Annotated in this window: 11 protein-coding genes; 9 read left to right on the plus strand and 2 right to left on the minus strand. The window is 43.5% G+C overall.

Annotated features, from left to right (window positions below; translation table 11 throughout):
* Positions 1-7: 7 nt before the first annotated feature.
* From N473_RS21320 to N473_RS21360, 9 genes are all read left to right on the plus strand, one after another.
* Positions 8-1,159: a hypothetical protein gene (locus N473_RS21320; RefSeq protein WP_063369680.1), complete on the plus strand. Its 1,152-nt coding sequence runs from the start codon at positions 8-10 to the stop codon at positions 1,157-1,159.
* Positions 1,146-2,192 (plus strand): DUF2169 domain-containing protein, encoded by a 1,047-nt coding sequence (locus N473_RS21325; protein WP_063369681.1) that lies wholly within the window; start codon positions 1,146-1,148, stop codon positions 2,190-2,192. Before N473_RS21320 ends, N473_RS21325 begins: the two co-directional genes overlap by 14 nt.
* On the plus strand, positions 2,189-3,133 hold the full coding sequence (locus tag N473_RS21330) for a hypothetical protein (protein ID WP_063369682.1): 945 nt from the start codon (positions 2,189-2,191) through the stop codon (positions 3,131-3,133). Before N473_RS21325 ends, N473_RS21330 begins: the two co-directional genes overlap by 4 nt.
* A complete protein-coding gene (locus N473_RS21335) occupies positions 3,120-4,142 on the plus strand; it encodes a DUF4150 domain-containing protein (RefSeq protein ID WP_063369683.1) in 1,023 nt (340 codons plus the stop codon). Before N473_RS21330 ends, N473_RS21335 begins: the two co-directional genes overlap by 14 nt.
* The gene (locus tag N473_RS21340; protein ID WP_063369684.1) at positions 4,139-7,966 is read left to right on the plus strand and encodes a toxin VasX; all 3,828 of its coding nucleotides are present in this window, start codon (positions 4,139-4,141) and stop codon (positions 7,964-7,966) included. Before N473_RS21335 ends, N473_RS21340 begins: the two co-directional genes overlap by 4 nt.
* A 93-nt stretch (positions 7,967-8,059) precedes the next feature.
* Positions 8,060-9,010, plus strand: coding sequence for a hypothetical protein (locus tag N473_RS21345; protein ID WP_063369685.1), 951 nt, complete (start codon positions 8,060-8,062; stop codon positions 9,008-9,010).
* A 267-nt stretch (positions 9,011-9,277) separates the two neighbouring features.
* The gene (locus tag N473_RS21350; RefSeq protein WP_063369686.1) at positions 9,278-9,655 is read left to right on the plus strand and encodes a hypothetical protein; all 378 of its coding nucleotides are present in this window, start codon (positions 9,278-9,280) and stop codon (positions 9,653-9,655) included.
* A gap of 22 nt (positions 9,656-9,677) precedes the next feature.
* On the plus strand, positions 9,678-10,613 hold the full coding sequence (locus N473_RS21355) for a hypothetical protein (protein WP_063369687.1): 936 nt from the start codon (positions 9,678-9,680) through the stop codon (positions 10,611-10,613).
* 1,747 nt (positions 10,614-12,360) lie between these two features.
* Positions 12,361-13,557 (plus strand): MFS transporter, encoded by a 1,197-nt coding sequence (locus N473_RS21360; protein ID WP_063369688.1) that lies wholly within the window; start codon positions 12,361-12,363, stop codon positions 13,555-13,557.
* A gap of 236 nt (positions 13,558-13,793) precedes the next feature.
* Here the strand turns inward: N473_RS21360 and N473_RS21365 are convergent, their stop codons facing one another.
* Both N473_RS21365 and N473_RS21370 read right to left on the minus strand, forming a co-directional pair.
* The gene (locus N473_RS21365) at positions 13,794-14,048 is read right to left on the minus strand and encodes a hypothetical protein (RefSeq protein ID WP_155735689.1); all 255 of its coding nucleotides are present in this window, start codon (positions 14,046-14,048) and stop codon (positions 13,794-13,796) included.
* A gap of 558 nt (positions 14,049-14,606) precedes the next feature.
* Positions 14,607-15,113: a hypothetical protein gene (locus N473_RS21370; RefSeq protein WP_039610639.1), complete on the minus strand. Its 507-nt coding sequence runs from the start codon at positions 15,111-15,113 to the stop codon at positions 14,607-14,609.
* Positions 15,114-15,191: the final 78 nt, after the last annotated feature.

Genomic DNA, 15,191 nt, shown 5'->3' on the forward strand with positions numbered 1-15,191 from the left:
GATAGGTATGTTTTCAGCAGTCACCAAGGTACCACTTCACAAGCAACAGATAAAAAAGTTGTGGCGACAGCTTTGCGAGCTTGAAAAGTCAGGGATTGTACGTCAACACAGGTTTGATGATTTGCACTACTTTCTGGTTAACCATGTTTACACGTTGGCACAAGCACAGCCCAGCGAGTTTGAATGGTTAGATGAGCAAGCACTCAATGTCATGATTAAAGCCGATTGGCAGGCGCTATTGCCTTGGCATGAACAAAACGCGCAACAAGCCCCTTGGCTAGATACTTTTTTAGCAATGTGGCTGGCAGAGGCCAAGGTGCCCAGTACAGATCTGCCCATTTGGCGTCAAAGCGGCGCAAGTGCGCTGTTTGCAATGAGTGCACAAGCGTGGCTGAGCGATTTTAGTGACGCTGAGCGCCAGACCATGCTGACCAGTATTGAAATGCCAGAGCCTTGGTTAGTGAGATTGGCGTTTGCAGGTCAGCCGTTAAATGCTTTACAGCTTCAGCAAGCCCTGCAAAGCACGCATTTTGAGTTTGTTCATGCGGCGTTAGTCAACATGTGGCTGTTTGCACATGACGAATTTTCGGCGCAGTTATTAAAAACCTTCAGTGCTACCGATGAGGCGGAGCATAAGGCGCAACTACTTTGCCTTGCAGGTATTGCACAGCTGCCAGATTGGCAAGATGCCTGTGTGGCATTTTGTGAGCATTACCCCTTGCACAGTGCCCATGTACTTAGCCACTTTACTCATAAAAAAACGCTCAAACTGTTAGTCAATTGGCTCGACAAGCAGCCTATGAGTCAGCCAGCTTATCAAGCATGGCAAATACTCACAGAAAAAGAGCTTAAGTTGGTGGCGGCCATCAGTTTGGCAAAAGGGGAGGGACAACTTGAGACAAGCTTACAGATCCCGTGTGTAAAACAGGCTGAGACTCATCGACAAGCGTTATTACAGGGGCAAGGCGAGTTTCTGTTGCAAGGAAAAAGCTTTGTGACTTATGAGCGTCAATTGACGCAGCAATTTAATGGAGCATTAGTACAAAAGCTGGTGGCTGCTAAGTACGAACAAAAAATCGCCGCCATGTTGTACTTCTTACCATGTACACCAAGGCACTGGCAGTTTATTGATAGGAGAACAACGGATGTTAGTGAATGACTCAGCATGGTTTGCTGAAATCGCTCCGAGCTGGGACAAAGATTCTCAGCCATGTTATGTGGTGGTGGTAAAACAAAACTTTGAATACAGCAATCAAGGCGAGGTGAGTGTTGAGCTTTCGGGTCCTGACATCACAATGGGTGATGGTTACCAAGGGGAGGGAGCCCTCTGTGAGTTGATTGCCGCCAATGATATGGTGCCATTTAAGCAAGGGTTTGAATGGTACGGTCATTTAACTTGCTTTCCGCCAACAGATCGCGCAGCGCATGTGATGGAAGTGAGTGTTGAGCTAATTAATGAATATGGCGTATTAATGAATAAAACTTTGCGAGTGACTGGAGAGCGTCGCTGGCGTTGGTCTTTATTCGGCGCTATAGCAAAAGATTTGCAGCCGCTCACACCTATTCAGCTTAATTATGCTGTGGCGTTTGGTGGGCAAGCTCCCAATAAGCCACAAATCATGGATAGAGCAAACCCCTTAGGTCGTGGCTTTAAGCTCAGAAACCGAGATGGTATCGGGCAGCTATTACCGCAAGTGGAGTATGCTGATCAGGTGTTAAGAAAGCCGCGAGATACCACACCGGTTGCCAGTTTTGCACCCATTCCACATTTTTGGTCACCGCGTTTGGAACTGCAACCTGAGTTAGATGTTCAGGCCGTGATTGCTGGTGATTACCCATATGTTGAAGCGCTATGCGCCAATTATCATAACTATGCGCCAGCGGATCAGTGTTTGCCTTGCACCTTAAAGCCACATACCACAATCGCATTGAGCGGCCTCACTAAGGGTCTGCCTTATGGACAAAAAGTTACTTTTGAACTGCCTTATATCAAACCTGAGTTGGTGATGATGCGTGGCGCAATGCAAACGCCGTTAAATATGGTGTGTGATAGCTTAATTCTCGACACCTGTACTCAGCAGTTTTCTTTGCTATGGCGCACCACGGTGAAACAAGACGGGATCCATCCAATGGATACCTTGATAGTCATGCCAGAGCAAACACCACTACCGGATACAGAGTCAAGCGTATGAGCAGCGAACGCTACATCAGCTATTTAGGCCATATTAATACGTCGGGCACCACCTTGAGCGCATTTTATAGTGCCATTGAAAATGGCATGACTTTTACCGCCACCAGTAATCTAGAGGAAGAAGAAGGCATGGCGAAAGCCATTGTCGCCAAGCTTGGGCCTTTGGCCAATTTACCGCGCGCTGCCCGTATTGAATTGATGCTGGGCGACTTGATGACAAGGTTGGCCATTCCCGCGTTGCTGCGAGGAGAAAAAACGGGTGCCATCGCATGGTCTAACCGCATTCATTTTGTGCTTCCTCAGCAAGGCACAGATCCGTTAATAAATGATGAAGCCCTCAGCGCACTTTGCCAGCAATGCGAGTTACAAGATGTGTTGATAAGTCAAAGTGACGATATTGATTTAACCCTACCCGATGGCACTGTGGTGGTGGCGGCAGATGCCTGTACAGGGCATGAAATTTTGTATGACAGTGATTGGCAAGACAAGCTACAGCGCCAAGATGGTACTGAAGGCATGATCATGAGCGAAGGTGCCTGTGCGTTACTGCTCGGTAAAAACAAGCAAGCCATGCGCTTAAAAAGCAGCAATAATTCGTTAAAAAGCCAGTTAAAACAAGTAAAAGCAGACTTAAAAGACATTTATATTTCCAATATGGCGAGCACCAAGGCGTGGCACAACATGTGGTTTGATGCCAGCTGTCATCTGTATCAAGTGGCAACGCAGTCGTACAGCAACGGATCCGCCTCTTTGATTAAATTAAAAGAGCCGGGCAGGTTATGTGGCCATGCTGGGGTCGCGCAAACCTTAATGGCTTTGGTACTTGGTTTTGCCTATTTAGATTTACCCATTCAGTACACGTCCCCCAAAGTGTGGTTGATAGTTGAGCACACTCAGCCACAACTTTGGCAACTGACAAGGAGTGATGATGAGTTACATTAATGCCGGCCAAGGAAAGCAAGCCGGAACGGTACAATATGACATTGATGCCACCAGTGCAGAGCTGCGCAGTGGCGGCAGCCAAACTTGGCGTCATAATAACCCTGTTTTACTGGGCTTAACCGCAGCGGCAAAGCGCAATAGCGCACTAGGCCAAGCCAGTGGCGTGGCGATATTTGCTGATAAAAGCAGTGGCGAAAGCGCATTTCGTGACGAAATAGATAGGCCCAAATATAGTGACCATACTTTGGGGGACCTGATCACAGAGTTTATTCCTGATTACATTATTCCGCCCCCAGAATGGGATGAAGAAGCCAATCAGCCCATCTTGCCACACATCGAGCCTGTAACGGGCATGGACGTTAACAAGCCAGTGAACGATGCCGATGCCTTATTACGCCTTGCCAGCGAAGAACTTGGCTGGGAGGCCGGTGAGCAAAGTGAGATAACTAAAGACACAGAGGCAAACGAGCAACAAGTGCGCATGGCCAGTGGGAAAAATGTACTGATCAATGGCCGCTCCGCAGTCCATGTTGAAAGCAAAGGCAAACTGATGAGTTTGGATATTTGCTTAACCACCATAGGCATTCCTGTGGTGCCCATTCCCTATTGCAATGTGGCAAAAACCGATGACATCACCAACACCGCCAGTTCAGTGAAAATTAACGGCAATCCAGCAGGGACTCGAGATAGCGAATTTACCGAGAGCACAGGCGATCAACCCGGTGACAAAAAAGGCATTATGAGCGGCGTGACCGAAGGCAAAGCGGAGTTTATGTTGGGCTCATTCAATGTGTTTATTGAAAACCAGCCAGCGGTACGCCAAGGGGACATCATGATATCGAATAACAAAAATACCCCGCCTTCGCCATTAATGCAGTCAGGCAGTATGCCAGTGCAGCGGCTCAGCGTTGAAAACCGCCCTACCCCAGCACCGCAAGAGGGTGATAAAAACATCACCTTGGTGGTATCGGGGATCAGTAATGCACAGGAAAGGATCAGGATCGGATGACAAGTACAGCTCCCACTAGCGTCAATGAGCAAGGCGCTTATCGCGAATTGGTGTTTGAAGGCTATGCCAGTGACTCAGAGCAAGTCTCATTGATGATCAAAGATTACAGCGAAGATCAGGCTAAAACCGGTTTTTACAAAATTCCGCTGGGCTTTGCCAACACCACACAAAACAATAATAACGCCGATGTTGAGTTGGTGTACATTTACCCCTTGTGTGAGTGCACCCCTGATGGCGCCGCTGAGCGCAAACTAACGAACTTAAGACCCGGATATTTATACATTTATGTAGATGGCCACTTATGGCGCGAGCTTGAAGTCACAGAGCACGAAGAAGAAGACATTTCTTATTTTAAAGATGTGAACCTCGCGTACCAAAAAGGCCCGCAAGCGTGGCGCATTGATGAGCACGGCCAAGTTGGTGAGCGCGTGGCAACGGGTGAGCAGCTTAAGCAAGTTTTGGTGCCCAACAAATTGTATGGTCAGCCATGCCGAGTAGAAATTGCATTCAGTGAAACCCAGTGGTGCTGGCGACAAATTGAAGCTTTTGGCGGCATGAGTGAAAACGATCCGCGCTTAAACTATGGCCCAAGAGTTCAGCCGGGCACCAATGATGGCGCCGCCAGCGAGCGCCGCAGCCAACGTATGCAAGTGCTTGATAAATTGGGTAACTATGCACAAGGTTACAGCAATGATGAGGCGCCACAGCACATCCCGCTGCCGCGTATGCCAAAAAATGGCCTGCACCGCCCGGTATTAAAAGACCCAATCGGCGTGGCCCGTTACCTTGCCGCTGAAATCGTCTCAGAGCGTAAAAACATCCAGCAATTATCGATGGAGTCTATCAAAGGCGCGCCCCTCACCCCCGATGATTTTGAAGACTTTGCACCAGAGCAAAAAAACATTTCTAAACATGTGCTGGCGACCACCATTCAGTCGCAGTTTTTTGCGTTTCCCAATACCACCCAGCAAAAAGTAGACCTTGGCATGTCGGTCTCTGAGCATGAGCAAGACATGGCACAAAACTACAAAAGCTGGGTGCGCGCTGGTTTTTCAAAGTATGAGTTTAGACGCTACTTAAAAACCGAACAGGCACTGACCTCTGCCCGCGCCATCAATGTGCAAAAGTCATTTGGCTTTGACCATATCACCCGCGAAGACGCGCCAATGAGTTTTTACCAAGCGGTGAAGGACTACGGCTATTACGAAGATGTAAGACGTAACTTTGTGTATGAGCTGATAAGCGATGTCACCGCGCCTTACACCGATCTCACCAAAACCTTAATTGAAAGCTTTTTAATACATGACTCAGATTTTAGGGCTGCCAAGCAAATCGACGAAGAGGACATGGGCCAAGAGTTGATGTTAAAAGTACTGGGCACGCATCCCCTAGATACTGAAAACGCAGCCAACAGCTTAAAACTGACGGCACTGATGTACCCGAAAAAGACCGGCACCGCATTGAGCGATTATGAGTGCGCGCGCAGAGAAAGCAGTGACCCATTCGATACGGTTTTTTCAGTTGAATTACAGCAACAAATTCAGCAAGACATAGACGAAGGCTTACTGTCTGGCGAGCAGCGCGAATTTTGGCGCCGTGCTTCGCAAATGATTTGGGGGGTGCTGGCGATTAGTTTCGCTGCGCCAGCAAGTTTTTTTGCCGTAGGTGGTGCTGGAACGAATTTAAAATCTCGTACAGCAGATCGAAATGAACAGGAGGCTAAATTAAAAGACCAAATCAGAGATTTGGATAATGAAATAAAAGGACTCGAAAAAGACATTAAATCTAAGAATGACGAAATTAAAGAGATAAAACGTGCCCACAATGAAGTTCGTGAGGCATTGGAAGAGGCTATGGGAATTAAAGGCCGCAAAGCATTCCCTCAGGAGTTAGAGCTTTATTTACAAGACAGGATACAAGAACTTGATGCGCTACACGATGGTCATACGAAAGCACAGGCTCAAATTATTCGTGCGCAGCAAAGTGTAAAAAATATGCGTATTGCCAGCATGCCGCATGAAAAAGTTGATTTTAGGAATGTCAAAGTACATTTGCGCCCATATGTGCGATTCAGACATTTAGCTAAAGTCGCTACTGGAGACTTGCTTCAAGAAATTGAGATTGATGTAGGTGATTATTACTCAAATAAACTGCCAGATGGAAAGCTTCCTTTAAACTTTACAGATCGAGCAAAGCGTGCAGAAGAGCGCATTGAAAAACTTGGACGTTTGGCTGAACGATTTGATGATGCATATAAGGAACAAAAAACTCGAAAGCCAACGGTTACTTTAAAAATGAATAAGTTGCACAGCGTGCAATCTAGAATTGACCAAATGATAGCGCTGGATGGGGCATTAGATGAGATACTTGATGCGATAGAGAGGCAGCAAGCTGAAATTAAAAGTGGTCAAGCAAGCCTGAAAAAGAAGTTATTAGTTTTGGATGTGAGTGCCATTGAGGGGCTTGAAGAGGCTAAGAAAAATATTGAACTTGATATAAAAGATAAGAAAATTAGTGAATTGGAAAAAGATTGGGAGCTCAAAGGTCTGAGGAGTGACAATAGTGCATTAAACAAGATGGCCTCAATGAATATTCATCCTGAAAAGTTTGATGGCTTATTAAAGGGAATACTCCCTGCTGTAGGTATCTTAGAGGCTGCGAACTTATTCGATGTACTCAGTGATGATTCATCAACTCCTCTAGATCGTTTATCTGCATGGCTAGATGCGATAGATATTGGAGGGAATATTGGCCTGAATATGGTTGAAAGGCGTATGGGGCTACCATCAGTGAAACAAAGTTATGCGGTACTTAGGAATAAACCTGTGCCAGCGAGCGCTTTCAAGAAGCGTGTTTGGTTGGTCTCAAAGCTAAAATTTGGAGTGTACTTTGGTTTGCTTGGCAATGCCGCAACATTTTTAGCCAGTGCTGTGAGCGCCTATGTATCGTTTTACAACATGCGGGGGACGCTTGGAAGAGGAGATACCGCTCAGGCCATAGGCCATGGGTTAATGATGACAGGGTTTGCGGGCATGACTTTGTCATCGGCTATTGCTATTGGGGCTGTCTTCACCACCAGTTTGCAAGGGGCTGCCGTAGCTGTGTTAGCACCTGCGCTGGCAATTGTAGGTTTATTATTATTGCTAATTGGCGCTGGTGTGGTGTGGGCGTTTTCAGAAGCACCAATTGAAGGCTGGTTAGAAGCTTGCCATTGGGGGACCTATAAAACCCGATTTAAAGATGACGATGGTAATCAGTCTACAATGCGTGCATCACTATGGAAGGATAACCCCGAGTTGGCTATCCATGATTTGTACAATGCCCTGTATGCTCCGCAGTTTAAAGTCACGTCAAGCGTCGGGACAGTCAAATACCAGCTTTTTGCGCCCATGGTAAACAAAAAAGATGGTGCTGATATTCGAATGTATTGGAGAAATATCAGTAAAGGGGAGCAAACATTTAAACGCATAACTGATTATCAAATTAGCTTATTAACCTCGGAGATAGAAATTTTTCCAGGTAGAACAGGGTGGCAATTTAGCACCACATACACCAAGTTAGAACAGGTACTCGGTCTGGCACACAATCAAGAAATTGAGTTTAAAGCAGAGTTTGTGACTTTTCCTTATGGTAAAGGCGCTAAGATACTAGAGCATACAGAACAAGAATATGCGTTGCCAATTCGTATTAGAAAGCCATATGAAAGTTTATGGCAGCAAATAAAAGGGGATTCATTGCCATTTGTTGAGATGCAAGGTGGTATGTATCTGAAAAAAGTAGTGTTATTTACCAAGTTTCCAGAAGCGTTAAATTATATAAACTAAAGTATTAGAATTGACGTTCCTTATTTAAGGCCTTTTGTTTGAGAAAATTAACGTTTAATTGACTAATCATCACTTTAATTAAAAAGGAATATAATGAGCTCCCAAGAAGTGTCGCCAAACGAAAATACAAAACGTACTAAAACAGCCGAAGAAATACGGAAAGATTATGAAGAAAGGCGTAAAAATGCTGTCGGCGATGAAAAAGAGAGATTTGAGGAAATAGAGCTGTGGGCAGAAAATCGTCTGAAATACAGACGATCTAATGTTTTTTACGAAGAGTTGTCAAAAGACCATCTCCATCATCAGACATATGAGCAACGCCTTGCAAAAGCTGCACAACTAAATGGCTGTGAATTTAAAGAAGCTAAGCCATTTAAAAAGCCGTTCTCATCTCGGGAGCACCATGGTACGGATAATCACATTGGTTGGTGCGATGGACAAGTTGTTGGGATCCGTAGGGCGCCATTTTGGGGCGGGTTTTGTTTTTTATGGTTTATCTTATGTGTCTATATGCTTTTTTTTAGTGTTGTTAATGTTGTCTTTTTTTGGAACTTTTCGTACGCATATTTAATCCCTGTTAGTATATTAGGTCCCGTGGCCGTTCACAAAATCTGGGAGTGGGGGGCATGGATAGACAAAATAGAATTTAATCGCCACACCGGATTGGTGCGTATGCCTTTTTCATTTCTGAGACGACGTTTTTATGTGCCAATTGAAGACATAGAATTATGTGAAGGTCCTGTGGTACAAGCAGCAAGAGGCGGCGGAGAAATGGCCACGGGCAGCCTAGTGTTAACCAAATACCCAAAGCGCTACTGGTTTAGACCAACCATTACGGTATTTGGTGGGATGGAGCAAGAGCATTGGGCCAGTATTGTAAGGTTTATGGATATTTCTCAGCCTATTCACGAGGATATTTATAAGACTATCGAAGAGCACTTTGAGAAAGATAAAAACGCCATGGGTACAGGTCCGTTTCCTGAATCGATGAAAAAATACTTGGATGCAGAAGACAGGCAGGTAAACAGAGAGGATGTTTGGTAGTGGTTTTGCTGTCAAGCCAAAAGGGTTGAATTTTAATAGCGAAAGGAAAGCCATGGTCCCACAAAAACGGTTTAACTTCCTAGTACGGTAAATTTATAAAAATGGTTCGTAGTACTGTATGCACTCAAGTGGTTACAGATAAGTCGGCAAGAATATCTCGTGCTAATCAACGTACCTTGCAATCACAATATTTAGACTTTTGCGCTGCTTCTAAAAGCCTTTTACGCGCCAATGGTGCACCCAATTAACGGTGCAAGGGTAAAACTGATGTGGCGACGAACGACTGGGCCTGATAAGGAGTTTAAAGTACTCACTTATCATCAATTGAGTAAGTTAATGTCAAAAATTACACTATTTCCTGCTCGGAAAGGTTGGCATTTTGATGTGAGTTATTACCATTTAAGGCAGGTTTTAGGACTGCCTTATAACAGTAGTATTGAGCTCAAGGGGGAGTACAAAGTATATCCGCAAGGGGAAGGCGCCAAATTGGTTGAGGGGACTGAAACAGAGTTTATGCTACCGTCGTATGTAAAACGCCAAGCTGAATCATTTTGGGAGTATTTTTTTGGCGAGGGCAAGTATGAGCAGACCCAAGGCGGCCTTTATCTACAAGAGGTATTTTTACGTCCGCCAGTCAGGTATTAAGCAAATAAAATTAAGGAAAGTTATGGTACCTAATCTTGATGATGGTGAACCGGTAGAAAAAAGTTGTGTAGGTGAGTCTGAGAAGCATAAACAAACAGTGACGGATGATAGTGACAAGTATAATGATAGTTTAGAGATCTGGGGTGATAACATAACAAAATATCAAACCACAGGTGTGTATTACGAAGAATTATCAAAGCAGTATTTACATCATCAAAGTTACGAGGAACGTTTAGCTAAAGCTGCCGAACTTAACGGTTGTGATTTTAAAAAGTCAAACTTGAAAAATGAAGCATTTGTTTCTCGAGAGCACACAGATATAGATCATCATATTGGCTGGTGCGATGGGCAAGTAGTTGGTATAAGAAGAGCCCCTGGTATTTGGTTAGTATGTTTATTAATTGGGTGTATCTTGTTCATATGCGGTGGCGCCGCATTGCTCTTTGGTGTTACATCAGGCCCTATTTGGTTGATTATTTTTACGCCCTTAGCCATTGCAGGGCCTTGGTTTGCGGATCAAGTATTATGGAAAAACCTAGATTGGTTAGACAAAATAGAGTTTAACCGCCATACAGGACTGGTTCGCACATCCCATACTTTATTAAGGCGCCCTTTTTATATCCCCATAGAGGATATTGAGCTGTGCCAAGGCCCGGTTGTAAAAAATGCCCGTGGTAGTGGTGAGATACCCACAGGCAGTCTCGTACTTACAAAATACCCTGCGAAGTTTTGGTGGCGCCCTTCTCTTGTTATTTTAGGTGGCATGGAAAAAGATCACTGGACAGCCATTATAAAGTTTATGGATATTAGTCAACCAATACATATGGATGTTCACACAACCATAGAAGATCACTTCAAGAAAGATAAAAATGCCATGGGCACAGGCCCGTTTCCTGAATCAATGAAAAAGTACTTGGATGCAGAGGATAAGCAGATAAACCGATTTGAGGTTTGGTAGGTATAGATTGCGGGGCAAGCCCGCAATGACGGGGTTTTAGGGTTGAGTAGTGATTTAAGTTATAGGTTTTCAGTGCTCCTAGTTTTGGACTTTTTACCAAAACTCCACCTTCATCACTCTGAACTTGCTTCAGAGCCCATAACTAGGTGAGACTTTTTAACCCGTTTTAGTAATATAGCGTCCTTTGGCAAAACATGGATTGCGGGACAAGCCCGCAATGACGGGGTTTTAGGGTTGTGCTGTGATTAAGTTTATAAGTTTGAAGTATCACTAGTTTTTCACCCATTACTGCGGTTGCGACATTTCATCAGAACTCCACCTTCGTCACTCTGAACTTGCTTCAGAGCCCATAACTAGGTGAGACTTTTTAACCCGTTTTAGTAATATAGCGTCCTTTGGTAAAAAAACATAGATTGCGGGGCCAGCCCACAATGACGGGGTTTTAGGGTTGAGTAGTGATTTAAGTTATAGGTTTTTAGTGCCCCTAGTTTTGGACTCTTCACTGCGGCTGCGACACTTCACCAAAACTCCACCTTCGTCACTCTGAACTTGCTTCAGAGCCCATAAAACCCGTTTTAGTAACATTACTTCTTTTGGCAAAACATGGATTGCGGGGCAAGCCCGCAATGACGGGGTTTTAGGGTTGAGTAGTGATTTAAGTTATAGGTTTTCAGTGCCCCTAGTTTTGGACTCTTCACTGCGGCTGCGACACTTCACCAAAACTCCACCTTCGTCACTCTGAACTTGCTTCAGAGCCCATAATTAGGTGAGACTTTTTAACCCGTTTTAGTAATATAGCGTCCTTTGGCAAAACATGGATTGCGGGACAAGCCCGCAATGACGGGGTTTTAGGGTTGTGCTGTGATTAAGTTTATAAGTTTGAAGTATCACTAGTTTTTCACCCATTACTGCGGCTGCGACACTTCACCAAAACTCCACCTTCGTCACTCTGAACTTGCTTCAGAGCCCATAACTAGGTGAGACTTTTTAACCCGTTTTAGTAATATAGCGTCCTTTGGCAAAACATGGATTGCGGGGCAAGCCCGCAATGACGGGATTAGGCTGAGTGTGAGTTTTTTATCTTTTAAACTGAACTAGTATTTTCCCTTTGCCACATTTTAGCTCCCATAACGTATCTGAAATATTTATCCATTTTAATTACATAGCTTCCTTTGGCAAAACATAGATTGCGGGGCAAGCCCGCAATGACGGGGTTTGAGGGTTGAGTAGTGATTTAAGTTATAGGTTTTCAGTTATAGGTTTTCAGTGCCCCTAGTTTTGGACTCTTTACTGCGGCTGCGACACTTCGATAAAACTCCACCTTCGTCACTCTGAACTTGCTTCAGAGCCTATTATATATCTGAAATAAATCGCCTTTTTATCACTAAGGCATCTTTTTGGGGAAACTAGATTGCGGGGCAAGCCCACAATGACGGGGTTAGGGCTGCGTTGTGTGGTTATGTTCGTGGCTTTTGTATAACTCTAATCAGAGCATCAAAGCTTATTTATTGAGAATTATTATCATTAATGATATTGTCATGCCAGTTTTGCATTAATATTTACTTTTTCATTTCAAGTCATAGGGTCTATCGACTTATCTATCATGGATCATAGCTTTTCAGTGGCGGTCCGTTGTTTTTAGTTTCGAGCTTTAGCTAAATAATTTGAAGATAATTGACTTAAAATATTGGTTTTAAAGTTAAAGAGCGGTTGAAAAGGATAGCAGCTACTGAAACAAGGAGTATAAGTGACAAATATAACTAAGAATGAAATTTCATCTGATGAAGTGCGACCATTTAGTACAAAAGCGCTGATGTTTGAAACCTTTGCTTGCACTATGGCGGTAATGGCATTTGCAGCTTTAGCGGGGCCGATTGCTCGAGTGATTGGGTTAGAAGCATGGCAAATAGGTGCTGCAATGACAGTTGCGGGTCTAGCATGGGTTTTGATGGCGCGCTTTTGGGGGCGCTTGAGCGACAAACGAGGGCGTCGTCCAATTATACTATTTGGTCTATGTGGGTTTGTGATCAGCTATACAAGCCTTGCACTATTTATTGATTTTTCAATGAAAACAGCTATGGTTCCGACTTTAGCATTTATTGGCCTTGTTGTAGGGCGGGGCGTTGCAGGGATCTTTTATGCGGCAGTGCCTGCAACCAGTGCTGCGCTGGTGGCAGATCATGTGCCGCCTAAACAGCGCACCGCAGCTATGGCAGGGATAGGAGCAGCTAGTGCAGCTGGTATGGTGATTGGTCCTGGCTTTGTAGGACTGATTGGAACTTACAGCTTGAGTATTCCTTTATATATTACGGCTATTTTACCTGCCATTGCATTGTTGTTACTTTGGCGGGTGTTGCCTAAAGTAGAGCAGCATTCAAAGCCTGATGTGCATTCAGTAAGGCTAAGTGATGTGCGTTTGCGCAGGCCTGTTGCTGTGGCTTTTGTTGCTGCGTTTAGCGTTGCCATAGCGCAAATTACAGTGGGTTTTTTTATTCTCGATCGTCTGCAACTTGATACATCGGCAGCTGCGCGTTCTGCGGGTATTGCGCTGGCCGTTGTGGGAGTAGCTTTGATTGCCGCACAGGTGGCAGTGCAAAAGCTTGCGTGGCAACCGCAGAGGTTAATTTTGTTTGGCGGATTAATTGCTGCACTGGGCTTCATTGTGGCGTATTTTTCGCTATCATCCCTCATATTGTGGGTAGGCTATGGCTTAGCTGGTTTTGGTATGGGCTGGATATATCCATCGCTCTCTGCACTGGCTGCTAATTCGGTTGAAGCCCATGAGCAAGGAGCTGCTGCTGGCACTGTATCCGCCGCACAGGGTCTAGGCATTGTTACGGGCCCCATTGTTGGCACTGCCATTTATGGATTAGATTATGGATTACCTTTTGCGTTGATCGCAGCGATGTTAATAATTGCAGCTATTTGGCGCTCACCTAAATAGTTTGTCAGTGTTTGATTAACCAAACTGCGCTCCAAGTTTGATATAAGCGCACTAGATGCAAAGTGGCATGTCTTTATTTTATATTTTAAAAACTGCTGTGAAATTATATTTTAAGAAGTTTTTAACTTTTTAATGTCTCATGTAAAATTATTTAAGAGTGTCTTTTATTTAATAAATGTCAAAATTTTTTAAATTAAAATGGTAAAGTGCATTTTTAGTCCACCTCTTTCTCACTTTTAATTCGCATAAATATAACTCTTATTAATGTTGTTAATTGGTTTATCTATAATAGCTGAATTCATAGTGTTAGGTTTGTTACCTTGATGGTGTGCTATTAATTTTCTATTTTTTAATAATATTTTATTGCCACCTTCTAAAAAAGCGACACTTGCCAGCACATACTCTTTCCATAAAAATGAAGGCTTACTATTGGCAGCAGCAGCCGCAATGCTTTTGCCTATTTTTATAGCTTGCTGATGTTGCCCAGCCATTGATCTCATTTGCAACAAGTGCCACATTAGTCCACTAGCTTTTTGATTGTTATGTTCCATATTAGTTGGGCTGATTCAGAAAAACATTTTTGCTGTGACAAGGCTCGCCAGCCACGGTTAGGTGTGTGATCAAATTCAGATAAAGTAGTGTCTAATAAAGAGAGTTGCTGCTTTAAAAGGTCATTACGATGCGTCTTTGCATATGAAGTAGTGAATAATAAACATATTGTTATTATTTTTTTAAATGAGAGTATAGCTTATATATCCTTATAGGCTTAAAGTTCTCACTTTGATATTTATAAAAATAAATTTAACTCAATTAACTTTCAGGCTTAATTTTTTGTCAATATTTTAAAATTTACGTGAGTTATACTTATGGCTATCAGGGAAGTTTTGGGACTATGTTGAAGTCAAATCCATTTAAGAAATATAGAAAAATATATTATAAGTAAGTTGGTATTTTTACAAGTTGATGAGCTAATTGCCAAACAATTAACTCATCATATTAGATCAGGCGGTAAAGAATAAGCCATAAAAACTTTGCCGCCCAATATGTTATTAGTTAGGGCTTACAGTGACTGTAATTGTATCTGAGTAAGTACCTGCGTCATTTAGACCATTTGACTGTGGTGTAATTTTTAGCGCAGTTGCTTGTGTCTCACCAGAAACACCAGTACCAGCAGCAGTTGCTTTTGAATGCTTGTAAGTACCTGTTTGTAAGTCGATCCCAGTTGTGTCACCAATGTTAAGTGTATACGCAATTTTGCTGCCTTTAGCATTGTTAGCAACTAAGAAACCACCATTAGCTGATGTGTATTCAGTCGTCGCGTTCTCGCCAGTGTTACACCAAACATCTAGAGTACCGATATCTTGAGTTTGTTGTGAAGAATCAAGTTTAAGACCAGTTACGCTGTTGCTGTTGCCGCTGCTGGTTTTACACATTGGCTCAATAGTGCCTTCAAAAGAGAATTTTGCTTCAGTTCCTGTGATGTCTGTAACGACAGCTGATGCTGAGATTGATGTAAATGCAGTTGCAACGAATAATGTTTTTAGTAATGCGTTCATGGCTTTCCCCTTTAATAAAACACGAAGTAGTTTTTATTTCCAATTTTAATTTTTTAGGTGTTCCCACCTAGTTGATAA

The organism is Pseudoalteromonas luteoviolacea CPMOR-1 (genome assembly GCF_001625685.1).
GTDB classification, from domain to species: Bacteria; Pseudomonadota; Gammaproteobacteria; order Enterobacterales; family Alteromonadaceae; genus Pseudoalteromonas; species Pseudoalteromonas luteoviolacea_K.

What these genes read in the sequence shown, in the direction of transcription:
- N473_RS21365 (WP_155735689.1), bottom strand. Translation starts at nt 14,048, where the DNA reads ATGGCTGGGCAACATCAGCAAGCTATAAAAATAGGCAAAAGCATTGCG.
- N473_RS21330 (WP_063369682.1), top strand. Translation starts at nt 2,189, where the DNA reads ATGAGCAGCGAACGCTACATCAGCTATTTAGGCCATATTAATACGTCG.
- N473_RS21345 (WP_063369685.1), top strand. Translation starts at nt 8,060, where the DNA reads ATGAGCTCCCAAGAAGTGTCGCCAAACGAAAATACAAAACGTACTAAA.
- N473_RS21320 (WP_063369680.1), top strand. Translation starts at nt 8, where the DNA reads ATGTTTTCAGCAGTCACCAAGGTACCACTTCACAAGCAACAGATAAAA.
- N473_RS21335 (WP_063369683.1), top strand. Translation starts at nt 3,120, where the DNA reads ATGAGTTACATTAATGCCGGCCAAGGAAAGCAAGCCGGAACGGTACAA.
- N473_RS21340 (WP_063369684.1), top strand. Translation starts at nt 4,139, where the DNA reads ATGACAAGTACAGCTCCCACTAGCGTCAATGAGCAAGGCGCTTATCGC.
- N473_RS21350 (WP_063369686.1), top strand. Translation starts at nt 9,278, where the DNA reads ATGTGGCGACGAACGACTGGGCCTGATAAGGAGTTTAAAGTACTCACT.
- N473_RS21325 (WP_063369681.1), top strand. Translation starts at nt 1,146, where the DNA reads ATGTTAGTGAATGACTCAGCATGGTTTGCTGAAATCGCTCCGAGCTGG.
- N473_RS21370 (WP_039610639.1), bottom strand. Translation starts at nt 15,113, where the DNA reads ATGAACGCATTACTAAAAACATTATTCGTTGCAACTGCATTTACATCA.
- N473_RS21355 (WP_063369687.1), top strand. Translation starts at nt 9,678, where the DNA reads ATGGTACCTAATCTTGATGATGGTGAACCGGTAGAAAAAAGTTGTGTA.